This is a genomic window from Moorena sp. SIO1G6, from assembly GCF_010672795.1.
Classification (GTDB): Bacteria; Cyanobacteriota; Cyanobacteriia; order Cyanobacteriales; family Coleofasciculaceae; genus Moorena; species Moorena producens.
Window position 1 is genome coordinate 72,634 of sequence record NZ_JAAHFZ010000017.1, and the last position, 17,286, is coordinate 89,919.

At 43.0% G+C, this 17,286-nt stretch carries 12 protein-coding genes; 3 read left to right on the forward strand and 9 right to left on the reverse strand.

Features of this window, described 5'->3' with window-relative positions; all coding sequences use genetic code 11:
- Positions 1–326 precede the first annotated feature (326 nt).
- From F6K63_RS17980 to F6K63_RS17990, 3 genes are all read right to left on the reverse strand, one after another.
- Entirely contained in the window at positions 327–1,178 is an 852-nt protein-coding gene (locus tag F6K63_RS17980; protein ID WP_229419738.1) for a DUF4037 domain-containing protein, read from the reverse strand.
- 324 nt (positions 1,179–1,502) lie between these two features.
- Positions 1,503–2,480, reverse strand: coding sequence for a glucokinase (gene glk / locus F6K63_RS17985; RefSeq protein WP_287312802.1), 978 nt, complete (start codon positions 2,478–2,480; stop codon positions 1,503–1,505).
- A 129-nt stretch (positions 2,481–2,609) separates the two neighbouring features.
- Positions 2,610–3,647 carry a zinc-dependent alcohol dehydrogenase gene (locus F6K63_RS17990; protein ID WP_287312803.1) on the reverse strand — a complete coding sequence of 346 codons (1,038 nt, stop codon included), beginning with the start codon at positions 3,645–3,647 and terminating at the stop codon, positions 2,610–2,612.
- Between F6K63_RS17990 and F6K63_RS17995 the strand changes: the two genes are divergently transcribed.
- Complete coding sequence (locus F6K63_RS17995) at positions 3,637–3,900, forward strand: hypothetical protein (RefSeq protein ID WP_287312804.1); 264 nt, start codon at positions 3,637–3,639, stop codon at positions 3,898–3,900. The genes F6K63_RS17990 and F6K63_RS17995 overlap by 11 nt on opposite strands.
- A gap of 175 nt (positions 3,901–4,075) precedes the next feature.
- Here the strand turns inward: F6K63_RS17995 and hxpB are convergent, their stop codons facing one another.
- From hxpB to F6K63_RS18010, 3 genes are read right to left on the reverse strand one after another with little or no spacing between them, the layout of a single operon-like run.
- Positions 4,076–4,747, reverse strand: coding sequence for a hexitol phosphatase HxpB (gene hxpB, locus F6K63_RS18000; protein WP_287312805.1), 672 nt, complete (start codon positions 4,745–4,747; stop codon positions 4,076–4,078).
- Between the two features lie 11 nt (positions 4,748–4,758).
- The gene (locus tag F6K63_RS18005) at positions 4,759–5,736 is read right to left on the reverse strand and encodes a zinc-dependent alcohol dehydrogenase (protein WP_287312806.1); all 978 of its coding nucleotides are present in this window, start codon (positions 5,734–5,736) and stop codon (positions 4,759–4,761) included.
- Positions 5,736–7,259: an aspartate aminotransferase family protein gene (locus F6K63_RS18010; protein ID WP_083373510.1), complete on the reverse strand. Its 1,524-nt coding sequence runs from the start codon at positions 7,257–7,259 to the stop codon at positions 5,736–5,738. Before F6K63_RS18010 ends, F6K63_RS18005 begins: the two co-directional genes overlap by 1 nt.
- A 541-nt stretch (positions 7,260–7,800) precedes the next feature.
- On the opposite strand from F6K63_RS18010, the gene F6K63_RS18015 reads away from it, so the two are divergent.
- On the forward strand, positions 7,801–7,983 hold the full coding sequence (locus tag F6K63_RS18015) for a hypothetical protein (RefSeq protein ID WP_071102371.1): 183 nt from the start codon (positions 7,801–7,803) through the stop codon (positions 7,981–7,983).
- Positions 7,984–8,126: 143 nt separating this feature from the next.
- On the opposite strand, the gene F6K63_RS18020 is transcribed toward F6K63_RS18015, so the two are convergent.
- The gene (locus tag F6K63_RS18020; protein WP_158026127.1) at positions 8,127–8,282 is read right to left on the reverse strand and encodes a hypothetical protein; all 156 of its coding nucleotides are present in this window, start codon (positions 8,280–8,282) and stop codon (positions 8,127–8,129) included.
- Between the two features lie 477 nt (positions 8,283–8,759).
- On the opposite strand from F6K63_RS18020, the gene F6K63_RS18025 reads away from it, so the two are divergent.
- Positions 8,760–14,786, forward strand: a complete 6,027-nt coding sequence (locus F6K63_RS18025) for a non-ribosomal peptide synthetase (RefSeq protein WP_287312807.1) — start codon at positions 8,760–8,762, stop codon at positions 14,784–14,786.
- A gap of 50 nt (positions 14,787–14,836) precedes the next feature.
- Here F6K63_RS18025 and F6K63_RS18030 read toward each other — a convergent pair whose 3' ends face one another.
- Complete coding sequence (locus F6K63_RS18030; RefSeq protein WP_071106286.1) at positions 14,837–16,267, reverse strand: cytochrome c biogenesis protein; 1,431 nt, start codon at positions 16,265–16,267, stop codon at positions 14,837–14,839.
- Between the two features lie 205 nt (positions 16,268–16,472).
- A complete protein-coding gene (locus F6K63_RS18035; RefSeq protein ID WP_287312808.1) occupies positions 16,473–17,213 on the reverse strand; it encodes a cytochrome c biogenesis protein CcdA in 741 nt (246 codons plus the stop codon).
- Between the last annotated feature and the right edge of the window lie 73 nt (positions 17,214–17,286).

The following is a 17,286-nucleotide window of genomic DNA, read 5'->3' on the forward strand; positions in this document are numbered from 1 at the left end:
TGGCCGTTATGGATGCTACAACTAGTTATATCAAGTCTGGTTGAATACCCATCAATTTTGGGGAGATGGGGAGATGGGGAGATGGGGAGATGGGGGAGATTTTTATTAAGGGTAATTCTCCTGACATGATATAGCACTACGCATTCAGATGTTTAACATTCATAAACTCCGAAACTTAGTCATAGCTTACTTTTGACTTCTGACGCAAGAACCTTGCTGACTTGCGCGTAGCGCTATATTAGTCGGTAATTGGTAATTGGTATAGCAGTTCTCAATCGATTGAGAACTGCTATAATAGTTTTTATTTCATGACGGCGCTACTTTGCTCAATCCCTTTGTTTGATGTAACCTTCGACTATAAGTAACTGTTCTAAACCATCAATAAGACGATTAATATGAGCAATTAGAGTTGGAGGTGAAGACAAGGAATTTGTAATGTTATAAATTTCTTTTTCTATCCCATCTGGAACTTTGGAACATAGATTTATTACTTGTTCTAGGATTCGTTTTTCCCCTGGATGAGGAACAGAATTGATAGCAAAAATAATATCAAAATAACTTTCTAACAAGGCAGTAGTTCGATGGATGACACTGATATCATCTTGGCGATAGATTGCCAATTGTAACTGATGAGTATAAGCAGAAATAGTTTGCCTCAAGATTGGATAGTTTTTAGCAATAATGGCTTGTTTGAGGGGTTCAGGATAGGGCTGGTTTACCTTTTGTTGTAGCTGTTTAAACCAACCATCAGCATCATACAAACAGACAGAGGTTAGGATATTCCACCAAAAGCAGGTAGAATATCCAATGGAAGCTTGATGGTTGACGAGGATACGTGAAAGCTGTTCTTCAATCCATTGGGGGGTACGATACATCACATCCACACCAAATCCAGATTTGAGATCAATCCACTCATCACCTGTTTCCCAAAATTGATTGTTAATTTCTATGCGCTCTGCAAATGGTTTTGCGATCGCAGCTCGAATTTCTACAGGGATATCTTCCTTGACATAGACATAAAAATCGTAGTCTGATCTCTCGTCGGAAACCTGTTGGCTTTGAGAACCGGCTAATGCTACAGCGATAACTTGATCTAAAGCAGCAAACTCAGTCGCTATAGTTTTGGCTAAGGTATGAATAGTGTTAATTAAGGGAATATATTTAGAAACTATACCCACAATTCTCTCTAAACTGTTTGTAATGAAATGCCTCTCCGAGAGTAGAGCGTTTGTAAGCTATAAGCTATCAGCTATCAGCATATGCTTTGATATATTTTTCCCCAGACTTTCAATTCTAATTAATCTCGAACTATTAGGTGCGACCCGTGGCTAATTTAATTCGCCAAGGTCAAGCGCACCTTTAAATTTTACCCTTTGCCCACGCTACGCGAACGGCGCACGCTACTTGAGGTGAGGTTTATTTTAAGCACCTCAAGTAGCGTGAGCCAATGGCTCACGGCTGATAGCTGATAGCTGACTTACGTATTAATAAATTAGGATTAGTTATGTTTCAGAGAGACTTCTGCGAGCATACCAAGCAGCACCCTGCAAAGCGGCCTGGTCATTAAGAATCACATATATAGGAATAGACTTCAGCAAATCCACCATCTTATCCTTATTAATAAAATTTTCCATAAACAGAGGTTCACGCAGCTTATCGAGAATGCGAGGGGGAATCCCTCCACCGATATAAACACCCCCAGTTGCGAAAAACTTAAGGGCAGCATTTGCGGCTTCAGATGCCAAGATTGAGACAAACATCTCTAAAGCTTGCACACAAAGGGGACATTTATTGGCCAGAGCTGCATTACTAATCGCTGCGGCTGGCTCTCCTTTGCTCATTTCTTCTGCTAACCATTCAGGGGTGTTTCCATGTCCGCTATCCCGCAAATAATTATACATACGAACCAAGCCAGGACCTCCTACAAGAATCTCGTAGCTCACCCGTTTGTATTCTTGCTGAACATAACGCATCAGTCCAACTTGAAGTTCATCCAAAGGAGCAAAGTCAGTACTTCCACCTTCAGATGCGATCGCATGAACTCGACCTTTCACCTCAACGGTTGCTGCTTCTCCTAAGCCAGTACCAGGTGATACTACTGCTCGATTGCCCCCTGGTATTTTAGTGCCGACATTAAGAGTGACTAACTGATCATCTTTTAGGGTTTCTATGCCATAAGCATTGGCTTCTACATCGTTGAGCAAGTTAACCGGAACACCTATAACTGAAACTAATTTAGCTGCTTCTACTTTATCCCAGGGTAAATTAGTCAATTTACACACACCTTCCTTGATTGGACCAGGTAAGCCGAAACAAGCAATTTTAATGGGATGGTCACAGCTTTCAACGAAAGCCCCTACCAGCTCCTCAAAACTGTGATAGTCTTTGCACTTATAAGTGCTTTTTTGGACTACAGAGAGGTTCTCGTCAAATATCGCTAATCGGCAATTTGTTCCGCCTAAGTCACCTGCTAATATCATAAGTAATTCAAAATTACAAATAAAAAAATGCTATCAACGTTTTAAGTTAATTATACCTTAATCAGTAAGCATTCAGCCGTCAGCCGTCAGCCGTCAGCTGATAGCTGATAGCTTACCTTAATCAACTTCTTAAAAATCAATCACTAAAGCTCGGCAATCCGGTTGATTGTGGATATCAACTGCTTCTGTTGTTAATTTTGAGAAGGGAATAGTATTGGTAATAATCGGTTCTAGATCAATCTTCTTTGTGCAAATTAGTTCTATGGCCTGACGAAAATGCTCTGGAGTATATCGATAGCTACCATAAATCTTGAGGGAACGATAATGAATTAAATTAGGATTGCCCCGAAACTCAGTTCCCGGGGGTGTTCCACCAAACCCAACTGCGGTACCGCCACACCTGAGCAGGGTCAATGCCTGCTCATAGGTTTCCCCAGAGCCAACGGCTTCAATAACCACATCAGCACCATAACCGTCGGTTTGAGCCATCACTATCTCTTTGAGAGACTCTCGGGTAACATTAACGGTACAATCAGCCCCCAAAGCTGATGCCTGTTCCAGAGAATCATCATGTTTGCCAGCTAGAATAATTTTGGTAGCACCTCTCAAGCTCGCTAGCTGAAGGAAGGTCAGTCCGACACCGCCATCACCAATAATTACCACGCAATCGGACAAACCAATATTAGATAAGTCAATACCCTGAAGGATACAGGCTAGTGTTTCTGTAAAGGCAGCAAATTCATAGGGAATCGATGAAGGCAGTTCAACAATTCCGCTAGCCAGGGAAGCCGGAACGCATACAAACTCAGCCATGCCACCGGGTTGTAACTTAGTTGGGTTGAGGCAATGGCCTAATGCTCCTCGCTGACAGTAAAAACACTCTCCACAGGGTTTTTCTGGGTTGACGGTAACGCGCATCCCTGGTTTGACTTTGGTAACACCCTCCCCTACAGCAACAACATCTCCTGCCAGCATCCTACCAAAAATGACTGGAGGATTATGTTTGGCGTGTCCCACTAATACCGCCCGTGCGTGCATCGCACAAAAGAAACACTTCTGAACCTTTATCAATACTTCCCCTGGGCTAGGTAATGGTCGGTCTATTTTTTCTAAGCGAAAGTTCTCACGTCCTGGACCATACCAGACCGCAGCCTGCATGGTTGTCATAATATATTGCTCCAATGTTGTTTATTGTGGGTGGATCTCATTAAAGCTGTTTGACTCTGTGGGTGGAATGGGCATCTGGGTGGAATGGGCATCTGGGTGGAATGGGCATCTGGGTGGAATGGGCATCTGGGTGGAATGGGCATCTGGGTGGAATGGGCATCTGGGTGGAATGGGCATCTGGGTGGAATGGGCATCTTGCCCGTTTCATTTCCGAGCGGGCTGTCCTAACTCTGGCTACGAGGCGGAAAATTAGGGCCCCCCTAAAGCACCACTAGCAACTCATTAAAGCTGTTTGACCCTGTGGTGCGTTACGGGCAGCAACCTAACCCTGGCTACGAGGCGGAAAATTAGGGCTCCCCTAACGCACCCTACGAAACTAACCTTTAGTGCTCTGCTAGTTTAAGCTACATGTTTAGCCTAGGTTGAGCCTAGCTATCATGAGCTAAAAACTTTTTCAGCCAAGGCTCAGTGATTTGTTCTAGGGATTCAAGGGTGACATCTGCGATCGCAAAACGTTTATCCTCTAGATTTTCTGGTGCTGGAACTGCAATACATGCCATGCTGGCAGCTTTGGCACTAATCACGCCACGAACCGAGTCCTCTAAGGCAACACACTTGGTTGGTTCTATACCCAGACGACGGCTAGCGGTGAGATATACTGCTGGATGGGGTTTACCAAATTCCTCCGCTTCTGCTGATGTAATCACATCAAAGGCATCCTTTAAATCGAGCCGTTTGAGTACTGTATCAATTAGACCGATGGGAGATGAGGTGGCTAGGGCTAGGGGTAAGTTTAATTCCCGACACAAGTTTACGGTTTCAATTGCACCTGGCATCGGTTGTCCCATGGTCATCAATAGGTCACTCATCCGAGCAATCATTGTTCGACATACCTCAGCTTGGCTCATACCAGTCCAAGGAAATCGAGCATACCAATACTTGACCACCTCATCGTTTCGCAAACCCATTGTTTGAGAAGACATACTCTCGTTCATGGGAATGCCAAGGTCATTGAAGACTTCGATTTCTACCTTAGACCAAAACGGCTCACTATCAATTAGTAAACCATCCATATCAAAGATCACAGCTACATCCTGCATCAGAATCTTCCTCAAGCGTCGAGATCTACAACAGTTCGGGTTCCAGGCTGTGGACTCCAATTAGTCAATTCTATAGGAAGCTTCTCGAGAGGGATAAACCGACCCAACAGTTGTTCAAAGAATGCCTCGTCGCCCTTGATGGATGCGATCGCCGCCGCAATGGTTTCGTCGGTAGCGCCAGCAAAAGACGTCACTACCGCAATCTCTCGCATAAATAACTCATGGGGAGAAATCGGTAAAGAAATTCCTTGTTTAGGAACACCATAGATACAGACTAAACCGCCTTTACGAACAAGATCTAGTGCTGTAGCCAGACCCCCTGGTGAACCGGAACATTCCACCACCACATGTGCCTGGTTTGGTTCTGGAACTTCGATCCGTTCAATTCCCAATTTGTTTAGCCAAGGGAGCGGCTCTTTGGTGATATCGTAAACTTTAATTTCTCCCTTGAAGTTGGGGGAATGATTTAGGAGGTAGGTAATTAGAGTACCTGAAATACCCCCCCCAATCACCAGGACTTTAGGGCGTGAAGTAGCTAATAGATTAACACCAGCTAGAATCCGTTTTACTCCCCTTACTGCACAACTTAAAGGCTCAATGAGCACCCCTAAAGATGGATTGGAGAATTCAAAAGGATGTAGGGAATTTATAGGAGCACAAATTTGATCAGCATACCCTCCATGTTCATTTACTCCAAGTTCTTGGAGATTGATGCAATGACTAGTTAATCCCTCTAAACAATAACTACATTTTCCACAGGAAATCTCATTATTGAGGGCAAAATGACCTTTTTGATTAGGCAGGCTACAGACTACTTCATGACCAAGAATACAATCTTTATCTAAGCCTGCTGCGGTTAGTTGCTGGTCTGTTTTACAGACTCCCACAAATTCTACCTTAGCAATGACTTCATTATCTTGAGTCTTGCTAGGCTCAGGAAAATCGCGAATGTCTACTTGATTGGCTTTGGATAAAACTGCTGCTCTCATTAAATAGCTCCTGCGGTTTCAGGGGTTGGACATAATAGGATATCAAGTTTGTGTAGGACTTGATCTAAAACACCAATAGTGCAATCAATTTCCTCGTAGCTGATATCAAGATAAGGAGCAAATTTCAAAACGTTCAGGTCGTATCCTCCGGTTTGGAGAATCATGCGCCAACTCTGGTCTTTCCAAATAAAATCATTATCCTGAGCAATGCTTGCTGCTAGTTTGGCAGACCCTTTGTAAGGTATACCCTTTTCATCAGCAAAAACCATGTTAAGTATAAGTCCGAGTCCATCTACGCTATAGACACAGGAATGACGGGCTTGGAGTTCTTTTAGTTTGCTCAAAAAGTACAAACCTTTTGCTGGCACTGATCTTTCGTAGTCTTGTGCCAGCATATAACGCCATGTTGCTAAAGCAGCAGCAGTTCCGAGAGGATGGTTAGCAAAATTGCTGTGAGCGTGTCCAGGAGTGAAAAAGTCTGGTGCTACTAGGTCTTCTCGCGCCCAGACTAAGCTAACTGGACTCAAACCATTGGTGAAGGATTTGCTCAAAGTAATAATATCTGGCACAAACCCAAAATGTTCGAAGGCAAATAATTTACCAGTACGGTACATCCCAACTTGAATTTCGTCATCAAAGACAAGAAGTCCGTGCTTTTGTCGTAACTCACTGATAAACCCTTTAAAGAAATCCCTGGGTGGGATGGTGTAGCCTCGTCCTTGACAAGGTTCTACAACTATCGCACCCACTTCTGAACTGGTCTCACTTGCGATGCCATAAAATTCGTTGGAGAATGCCTTCCGAATCATGCTCTCGCAGTATAAGTCACAGGTTTCCCGTTCCTTTTCATAGAAACACTGAGCGCAGTTAGCAAACGGAAACATAACTGCCCGTTCTGAGAACTCATTAAAATACTGTCGATATCGATGACTACTCGAAAGGTTGAGAGTACCAAGAGAGCGACCATGATAACCACCCATCATCACAGCTACTTTATTCTTGCGGGTGTTTTTACGAATAATCTTTAGGGCATCTTCCACCACAAGTGCGCCGCCCACATTAAAAGATACTCGGCCTTTGACACCTGTTCTTTCATACATCGCATCTACTACTTGTTTGGCGATTAATAATTTTTCACGATGTAGAAAGTCGCCATTGGCTTGAGGTAATGTATGGAGTTGTTTAGTAACCTCTGATTCAATCTCTGGATTGCGATACCCAAAGTTACAACTTGAGTGCCACATTCCCGTATCGATATAAGATTTGCCTTCATCGTCGAAAACCAATCCACCCTTACAACCAGTTACAATGATCGGTCGCTCTTGATAGTGAACAGTATCCCCCCAACATAGATATTCCTGATCAATTTCGCGCAGAGCCTGGCTATCGATTGTAGTTGGTGAATCTAGTCTTTCTTTATCTAAGACCGAATTTATTTTGATGCCTTGGTGCAAGGACATTTCTGTACTATTGCCACACCATTCTTCAGCCGTTTTTGACGATCCTTGATTAATCTCGGTCATGATCTCACTTTTTTTATTGTTTTACCTTTTTTGCACAGGGTAAGCGCAATAATCAATAAAGATGCAGTCTGATCAGCACTATTTAAAACAATTACAATAGTACTACAAATCACTTCTTAATATGAGCCTAATCCTTGCTATTGCTCTGGATCATATTTTGGGTTAATTTTTATTGCGCTTACCGGAATTTTCTGCACCCAGAGTATCCTATCACAGGATAATGAAATGATCTGGATTTAAAATATTAACAAATTGTTAAGCTTAACCAAAACAAGATTATTACCCAGAAATATTGACAATCTATTAAATATATGATAAAAAAAATTTATCAAAAATACTAACTATAAACGGTGTAACTTCAAGTCAGTTCCATAACACTTTATAAATTTTTATATATGTGATAATTTTTTATTATCAAAAACCCTAACTATAAACGGTATAACTTCAAGTCAGTTGCTTTATCCTTTACGCCATAAAGCTTTGATTAGTATTTTTAGGGAGCAGGGACTTCGGAGCAGGTAACAGGAAATAAGGAATAGCGATGCAGCAAGGGAACAGGGGAGGCAGTGCGGTCTTGGGGAGGCAGCGCATGGGTCTGTGTGCGGACGCAGGTTCCGCACACAAACCCATGCGCCACTCGCGGTCTGCCGTGGTTCCCCCCACTCGCGCTTGGGATCAAGACGGGAACAGGGAAAAAATTCTGTTTACCTCAGGTGCGACCTGAGGGTCGCACCTGTGGATATTATTTCTACGGCTATTTTTTTTGAATTTCAATTTAATCCAATCGACAAGCTATCGATAAAAGGTTTTTTTTGGTAAAGACTTAGGGAAAGTTAACTCTTCTCTGATGCCAACAATGAACACCCGTTACCGCTGTTGAGTAATGCCACAATCGGCGGCATCAACTAATCGAAAAACTACCTGGTATTTAACCCCGTCATAGTTACCTGAAGTATGGAGTTGTTCCAGTCTCTTAAGATGATCATCCCAGTCTTGCCAATCCTTCGTTGTTTTAACTAACACGACGGCATAGTCACTCTGGAAGAGCCCTATAAATATCGTAAAAATGTGCTAACTTTTTTAAAGTTTTGTTTCACAAGTAAACACCTCTCCCAAAGTACTATTTAGAATAATATTGGTTTCCTAACGACTTGGCAATAATGGCGTACGCAGAACACGAATACTAGGGATTTGCCAGCTCTACCTTGAGCACTAAAAGCTAAATTGCTCGATTAATTTGCCTGATCGTTTTGTCTTACTATATAACCTAATTCGATGCTCTCACTTTCAACGCACAATCACTCAATTATCGCCCTTAGTAAGGTGGGAATACCTTGACCTAATAAGCACCTGGGTCGAACACAAATGCAGACTAGTTAAGAGTTGTGAGCAAGCTAAAGAATTCAACTACTTCTTTGGCTTGACTGTGGACTGACAACTTGATTGTTGAATTATTGGTATCTGACTTTTTTTTGAACTGCTTGTTAAGGGATTAGCTAAGTGACGAGTTGTGTAAATTATTTTTCCAATGGGGATTCGAAATTCTTGAGTTTAGTTAATTTATTAGGCGAAAGAGCGCAAGCAATGCCTGATCAGCTCGCCTATATCTTTCTGCAAAACGGAGAAACCGAATCAGGGAGTCTTACCTATGGGGAATTAGATAGACAAGCAACAGCGATCGCATCTCATCTCCAATCAATGCCAGGAGAACGAGCTTTACTGTTATACCCTTCTGGATTAGAGTTCATTAGCGCTTTTATGGGCTGCTTATATGCCGGGGTAGTGGCTGTTCCGGTTTATCCTCCCAGACGCAATCAGAAACTATCTCGGTTGCTTTCTATTGCCAATGATGCCCAAGCGAAGCTAGCACTTACAACTACATCAATATTGGCTGACATTGATCGAAGGTGGGAACGGGAACCTGAGTTATCATCCGACTTGAAGTGGGTAGCTACAGATACCATTGAAACTAATCGGGGCGAGTTTGTACCTAAATCAATAAAGCGGTCGAGTTTGGCGTTTTTGCAATATACTTCCGGTTCTACAGGAACACCCAAAGGGGTAATGGTTACTCATGGGAATCTGATCCAAAATTCCACAGACCTAGATCGCGGATGGGAGCATAACTCGGATAGTGTAATTGTAACTTGGCTCCCAACATTCCATGATATGGGACTCATATACGGGATGCTCCAACCCATATACAAGGGATGCAAATGTATTATGCTGCCACCAGCGTCCTTCATACAAAAACCGATTCGCTGGCTAAAGGCGATTTCTGATTACGGAGGGACTCATAGTGGCGCACCTAATTTTGCTTATGCACTGTGTGTCGAAAAAACAACTCCAGAACAAAGGAATCAGCTAGACCTCAGTAGTTGGAGCATGGCTCTTAATGGAGCAGAACCTGTTGGAGCCGATGTTTTAGAGAAGTTTGCACAAGTTTTTGAAGTCAGTAGATTCGACAAAAGGGCTTTCTGTCCCGGTTATGGCATGGCAGAAGCAACTCTAAAGATTTCTGCTGTACGCGCTAAAGATAAGCCGATTTACTATCATATTGATGCCACTGCTCTAGAACAAAATTACGTTGTAGAATTTACTGATGAGAAACATTTAGAAAAACGAACTCTTGTTGGTTGTGGTAGAAGTGAGATGGATACCAAAGTTATCATTGTTAATCCACAAACCTGTTGTCGTAGTGCTTCTGAAGAAATTGGGGAAATTTGGGTTAGCGGTGGCAGTGTAACTTCTGGGTATTGGAATCGCCCCGAAGCCACACAAAAAACGTTTCAAGCTTACTTGAAAGATACAGGAGAGGGACCTTTTTTACGTACAGGGGACTTAGGATTTTCTAGTAATGGAGAACTGTTTGTTACAGGAAGACTAAAGGATCTAATTATAATTAGAGGTCGCAATCATTATCCCCAAGATATTGAATTAACATTTGAAAACAGCCATCCTGCTTTACGAAGTCATTGTAGTGCTGCCTTTTCTGTAGAGAGGGATGGAGAGGAACGCTTGGTGGTTGCTGGTGAGGTGGAACGAACTTACCTACGGAAGCTGAACACAGATGAGGTAGTTAGAGAAATTCAAATCGCCGTATCAACAGAACATGAATTAGACATTGATGGGGTAGTCTTGTTGAAGACAGCAAGTATCCCTAAGACGTCTAGTGGTAAAATTCAACGTCGTGCTTGTAAGCAAGGATTTTTAGAAGGGAGTTTAAATGTCGTAGGCCAGTGGCAGAAAACTTTATCCCAACCTGAATACGTAGCACCACGCACCCCAACCGAAGAAATAATCGCCAACATCTTCGCTCTGGTTCTAGGAGTGAAAGATGTAGGAATACATGACAACTTCTTTGAACTCGGAGGACATTCTCTACTTGCCACTCAATTAATTTCCCAACTGCGAGTAACCTTCAACAGAGAAATACCCCTAAGACAAGTATTTGAAAGCCCGACAATCGCTCTTATTTCGCCGAAATTAACCCAATTACTGACCACAGAAAACCAATTAAGTCTTCCTTTGATTCAACCAAGAACCGATAGTGAACAATTACCCCTATCATCGGCTCAAAAAAGACTGTGGTTCCTCAACCAACTAGAAGGAATTAGTGTCACTTATAACATACCAGCAGCCTTTAGAATCACTGGCAACTTGATCATTAACGCCCTAGAACAAGCCTTATCAGAAATAATCAGTCGTCACGAAGTAATACGGACAAGTTTCTCCACTATTAATGGCACACCAACACAGGTAATTCACCCCGACAGCACCATTAACATCAATGTGGTGGACTTACAACAATACCCAGAAGCAGAACGGGAAACTATCTTACACCAACTTTTACAACAGGAAGCCACAACCCCCTTTGACCTAGAGGTAGCACCATTAATCCGATCTAAATTATGGCAACTAGACACTACCGAGTATGTGTTAGTGCTGACCATGCACCATATAGTCTCTGATGGTTGGTCAATGGGGATATTAATCGAAGAACTATCAAGTTTATATCAAGCTTTTGTTGCATCAGAACCATCCCCCTTACCCGAATTAGCGATTCAATATGCTGACTTTGCTCTTTGGCAAAGACAATGGTTAAGTGGGGAAATCCTAGAAAACCAACTTAATTACTGGAAACAGGAATTAGAGGCTGCTCCAGAATTATTACAATTACCCACAGACCATCCTCGTCCCCATGTAATGAGTTACCAGGGCAGTAGTGAAAGTTTTAGTTTAAGCACTGAATTAACCCAGAAGTTGCAACAGTTGTCCAGGAACTCGGGTAGTACCTTATTTATGACGCTACAGGCAGCTTTTGCCACCTTACTGTCTCGTTACAGTGGGCAAAAAGATATTTTAATTGGTTCACCCATAGCCAATCGCAACCGCCAGGAAATCGAGTCACTGATTGGCTTTTTTGTCAATACTTTGGTGTTGAGAACCCGTTTTGAAGATAATCCCAGTTTTTCGCAGTTGCTTACACAAGTAAGGGAAACCACACTACTCGCTTATGAACATCAGGATGTACCGTTTGAACAGGTAGTATCCGCATTGCAACCCCAACGGTCTTTGAGTCATGCCCCCCTGTTCCAGGTGATGTTTGTGCTACAGAATGCACCGATGGGGAAATTAGACTTACCCGGTGTGAGTTTGAGTGAGTTCAATCAACAAAGTACTACGTCTAAGTTTGATTTGCTCGTGTCAATGACGGAAACAGACATGAGATTGATAGGTGAATGGGAGTACAACACGGACTTATTTGATCGGTCTACCATTGCTCGCATGGCCACTCATTTCCAGAACTTGTTGTCAGCAATTGTGGAAAATCCCCAACTAGTGGTGGGTGAGTTACCTTTATTGAGTGCAGAGGAACGTCATCAACTGTTGGTGGAGTGGAATGATACTGCAACGGAATACTCAAAAGAAAAATGTATTCATCAGTTATTTGAAGAGCAGGTAGAGAAAACACCAGATGCTGTGGCCGTGGTGTTTGAACAAGAGCAGTTGACTTACCATCAATTAAATCAAAAGGCGAATCAACTAGCACATCACCTACAAAACTTAGGAGTAGGACCAGAAGTATTGGTGGGTATTTGTGTGGAACGTTCTGTACAGATGGTGGTAGGACTGTTGGCGATACTCAAGGCGGGTGGTGCTTATGTACCCCTGGACTCTAATTATCCTCACCAACGACTGAGTTATATGTTGGGCGATTCGGGTGTTGAAGTGTTGTTGACTCAACAGTCGTTACTAGAATCTTTGCCACAAAATCAAGCCCAGGTGGTTTGCTTGGATAGTGATTGGGGTGCCATAGAGCAATATAGTGGGGAGAATCTTGATGTTGGGGTTCATTCACATAATTTGGCTTATGTGATTTATACTTCTGGTTCTACTGGTCAACCTAAGGGGGTTGCCATGAACCATAGTCCTCTGGTTAATCTTATCCTGTGGCAGTTGAAAAACTCCTCTGCCAAATACGGCACAAAAACTGGGCAATTTACACCGATAAGCTTTGATGTCTCCTTCCAAGAAATCTTATCTACTTGGTGTTCAGGTGGAACATTAGTATTGATACCAGAAGATGTACGAAGAGATGGAACTGCCTTATTGCAATTGCTCAAACAACAAGGTATCGAAAGACTCTTTCTACCGTTTGTGGCTCTAGAATACTTAGCGACTAGTGCTTTGACTAGTCCGGAATGTCTACCCTCTACACTGTGTGAATTGATTACCGCAGGAGAACAGTTACAAATTACTCCCACCCTCAGGAACTTTTTTGAAAAACTGTCTAATTGCCGTCTAGAAAATCAGTATGGACCAACAGAAACTCATGTGGTCAGTGCTTTTAAATTAAATGGTTTTCCCAGTGATTGGTCATCACTTCCCCCCATAGGTCGCCCCATCGCCAACACCCAAATCTATATCCTAGACAAAAACCTGGAACCAGTACCCATAGGCGTACCCGGAGAATTATACCTAGGAGGTGATGGACTAGCCAGAGGATACCTAAATCGCCCAGAACTAACATCAGAAAAATTCATCCCAAATCCCTTGTGTAGTTCCTTTTCAGAACGACTCTACAAAACCGGAGACCTGGCGAGATACCGACGAGACGGTAACATTGAATTTCTCGGTCGGATCGATAACCAAGTCAAAATCAGGGGTTTCCGCATCGAACTAGGGGAAATAGAATCAGTACTGTCCACCCATCCCCACATCCAACAAACCGCAGTAATTGTAACAGAAGATGTTCCTGGTCACAAACGCCTAGTCGCCTATTATGTCAGTCAGTCCGAATCACTAAGCACCAAGCAACTACGAGAATTCCTCTTTCAGAAACTACCAGACTATATGGTGCCCAGTGCCTTCGTTACCTTAGACACCCTGCCCTTAACACCAAACGGCAAAGTAGACCGCAAATCCCTACCGGCACCTGATGGGGAAATTGCCCGAGAACATAAATACGTCGCAGCACGTACAACCATAGAACTTCAACTGACTCAAATCTGGTCAGACGTTTTGAATCTCACCTCTGTCGGAGTACAAGATAACTTCTTTGAACTGGGCGGTCATTCCCTTAATGCTGTCCGTCTAATGTCCCAGATTCAACAACAATTCCAAATCAATTTACCTTTAGCAACCCTTTTCCAAAGTCCCACCATTGAACAACTAGCGAGCCTTCTGGGTTCTTCAGTAAATACACAAAACCCCATCTTAGTGGGCATTAAAACCAGTGGAAACCAAACTCCCTTATTCTGTATTCACCCGGTTGGTGGTAATGTCCTGTGTTATGCCGAGTTAGCTCGTCATTTAGCTCAAGATTATCCAGTATATGGTTTACAATCTCTCGGTTTAGATGGACAACAGCAACCCTTAACTTCTGTTGAGGAGATGGCATCCCATTATATTGAGGCAATAAAGCCAATTCATTCCCAAGGACCATTACACCTAATAGGCTGGTCTTTCGGAGGTGTAATTGCTTATGAGATGGCACAACAATTACAGGCTAAAAATGAGCCAGTGGCTCTTCTAACGTTAATAGACAGTTATGCACCCACTTTAATTCGGAAACCTTCAGAAATAGATCAAGCCATGATAGTAAATCTATTGGCTCAAGATTTGGGAGGTCTTTATGGTCAAGAGTTAGATATATCCCATGAAACACTTAGACAACTTGAAGCATCCCAGCAAGTTTTGCATCTATTTGAGCAAGCCAAACAGCAAGGGATATTCCCATCAGACCTAGAAATAGAGCAAATGCGTTCTTTATGGGAAGTTTTTCAAGCAAATCTAGCAGCAAACTCTTATTATCAACCACAAGCTTATCCAGGTTCAGTTCTCCTTCTAAATGCTAGTCAAACTTCCCCAGCAGGACTTGAAGACCCAACCCACGGCTGGGGTTCTCTAGTTCTAGGTGATATCCAAACTCACACTATTACTGGAGACCATTTCACTATTATGAAAGCCCCTCAAGTTGAGGGTCTAACTGCAGAATTGAACAACTATCTATTGAACAACTAGCATGTCTTGGCCGCACTGGCTCCCCTCTTCCCTTGCTGCATCGCTAAATACTAAGCAGATTTAGCCAGTAAAGGTTCTACGGTCTGGGAGGATTCACCGACCTGCTCTAAAATATCAATCAATTCCCGTTCAAAGGTGACCAAAGCACGATTGGTTTTCCCACCAATATAAAAGCGATCGCCTTTTTGTAATGCCCAAATCTGAGAGTGGGAGACATAACTCATCAGTACCCCTAACATCAGTAAGCCAAAGCCAGTGTAAACAAAGGGAATACCGGGGTCAGCTTTAATTTGTAAGCCAGTACTGCCGATGACATCTTTAATTTTAAGTATCACGCCATTGACCTTAATCCCCATACCAGGACGAACGGTTGAAACGAGATTACCCGTTCCATCATAGACAAACAGCGTTCCCTGCAAATCCCTAGCTAAAATAGATACCCCTTCACTTAAATCAGGTTTTGTGGGAACCCAAGTGCCCCAAATCCTTCCTTCACCATTAGTGGGAAGTTGTGCCATGGGAAGCTGGAAAATTGGACTATTATTCAACTGCACCTGAACCCCAGCAATCCCCCAATCCGTTTGGTAAAAGGTGACACCTCGATATCTTAGGGGCTTATTGACATAAATAGTTTCTTGGTCAATGTCTTCACCTTGACTATCCAAAACTGACAGATTGGAGTAAAATTGATCAATATCCCCGGATGGAGTGTAATCAATCCAGAAACGATTCACCCGCACTGACAAATCTTTGGGGATTTGGGGCCAAGCAAACGGACCGGCATCAATAATGTTTCTAACTTGGAATGTATTGCCACTGGTAACCATTTCCTGAGCCGTAAATCCTGTCATTGAGCCCCAAATTGACCCTCCCAGGATAATCAACATACTAGCGTGAACTACGATTGGACCAATCCGTCCGATAATTCCTTTACGGGCGTAGATAGTATCCCCCTCTTGGAATACCTTGTAACGCCGCTTCTCTAACAACTCAGTGAGGGAAGTAAAAGACCCCTTGTCCAACTCTACACTCAAAGCAAGTTTCCCAAACTGGCGGGGTTCTTTGTAAAACTTCCAATTCCGGGCTGCTTTTAAAGCTGGAAATTGACGAGTGAAGGTACAGGCGGTCAGACTACTACCGAATAAAACTAATAAGGACAAAAACCACCAAGTCCGGTAGACATGATCTAACCCTAGGAGCAACAAGACCTTCCAACTGAGGAAACCAAACAAAGCTGGGTCTTCAGGATAATTAGCTTGGTAAAAGGCCAGAGATTCCCCCTGTTCAATAACTGTACCGCTGATGCTAAAGAATGCGATCGCAAGTAGCAAGATAATCGCTAGCCGTAAGTTAGCCAGCACTGATAATAACCGACGCCACAACCGACTGCCACTAGTCAATGATGAGTTTTCTGATGAGTTTTCTGATGAGTTTTCTGATGAATTTTTTGATGAGTTTTCTGATGAGTTTTCTAAAGTCATATCCAGTCTAGTTAATTACTTGTTTTCTGAATAGGATGAGCAGATTTATGAAAAGAATCTCAGTAAGTATATGCGCTACGCGCATGAGCTGATAACTGATAGCTGATACGCGACACGCTGATACGCGACACGCTGATAGCTGATACGCGACACGCTGATAGCTAATAGCTGATAGCTTACGACGCACTCAGCACTCAGTACTCAGTCAAAAAATTCCCACAGGAATCCGAGACAACAACGAAAACACACCAAATCCCACCAATAGCGCACCACTTACTGGTGTAATCCAAGCCGACCACTGTCGCAATTCTAATAATCGTTTAATTGAAGCAGTAAAGGTACCTGCCAAGATCAAGGGTGCCACATAACCAGCTGTATAAGACAACAGCAAGGCACCACCTAAGACTAAATCTTTAGTTGAGACAACCCAAGCCAGTAAGGTGGCTAATACCGGTGTACTGCAAGGAGAAGCGACTAAACCGAAGGTCAAACCAATGAGATAAGAGCGTAACCCTTTCGGCCATTCCTGGGAAATCCAATCCATACCACCCCAAGTTGGAAACTGTAGCGGTAGTGCTTCTAGTAAATTCAACCCCATAATAATGGCGATTAGGCTGACAATAATGGGTAAGCCAACACCGATTTGACCATAGACTCGCCCGATAGATGCTGCGATAATTCCTAATGCAGCTAAGGTTGTGGCTAAGCCTAAGGCAAACCATACCGATTGGGTAGCAGCTTGCAGCCGTCCTTGATTTTCATAACCACCGATGTAGCCAATCGTGATCGGTAGCATTGATAGCATACAGGGGGTTAGGCTAGTCAGCAACCCAGCAGCAAAGATGATGGCTATGCTGACTAGGCTCAGGTGAGTCAGTTGGCTGTCAACCAGGTTATTAGCGAATTGTTGGAGTTGATAGAGTTGAGTCGAGAATGTGTCAAGCATAGGGAATTTTAACACCCAGTTTGCTTGAATTTTAGCGTATTGAACCCGATACTTTTTGGCTACTAAAGTCTAC

What these genes read in the sequence shown, in the direction of transcription:
- F6K63_RS18030 (WP_071106286.1), bottom strand. Translation starts at nt 16,267, where the DNA reads ATGACTTTAGAAAACTCATCAGAAAACTCATCAAAAAATTCATCAGAA.
- F6K63_RS18010 (WP_083373510.1), bottom strand. Translation starts at nt 7,259, where the DNA reads ATGACCGAGATTAATCAAGGATCGTCAAAAACGGCTGAAGAATGGTGT.
- F6K63_RS17995 (WP_287312804.1), top strand. Translation starts at nt 3,637, where the DNA reads ATGGTTGTCATAATATATTGCTCCAATGTTGTTTATTGTGGGTGGATC.
- F6K63_RS18015 (WP_071102371.1), top strand. Translation starts at nt 7,801, where the DNA reads ATGCAGCAAGGGAACAGGGGAGGCAGTGCGGTCTTGGGGAGGCAGCGC.
- F6K63_RS17990 (WP_287312803.1), bottom strand. Translation starts at nt 3,647, where the DNA reads ATGACAACCATGCAGGCTGCGGTCTGGTATGGTCCAGGACGTGAGAAC.
- F6K63_RS18005 (WP_287312806.1), bottom strand. Translation starts at nt 5,736, where the DNA reads ATGAGAGCAGCAGTTTTATCCAAAGCCAATCAAGTAGACATTCGCGAT.
- hxpB (WP_287312805.1), bottom strand. Translation starts at nt 4,747, where the DNA reads ATGCAGGATGTAGCTGTGATCTTTGATATGGATGGTTTACTAATTGAT.
- F6K63_RS18035 (WP_287312808.1), bottom strand. Translation starts at nt 17,213, where the DNA reads ATGCTTGACACATTCTCGACTCAACTCTATCAACTCCAACAATTCGCT.
- glk (WP_287312802.1), bottom strand. Translation starts at nt 2,480, where the DNA reads ATGATATTAGCAGGTGACTTAGGCGGAACAAATTGCCGATTAGCGATA.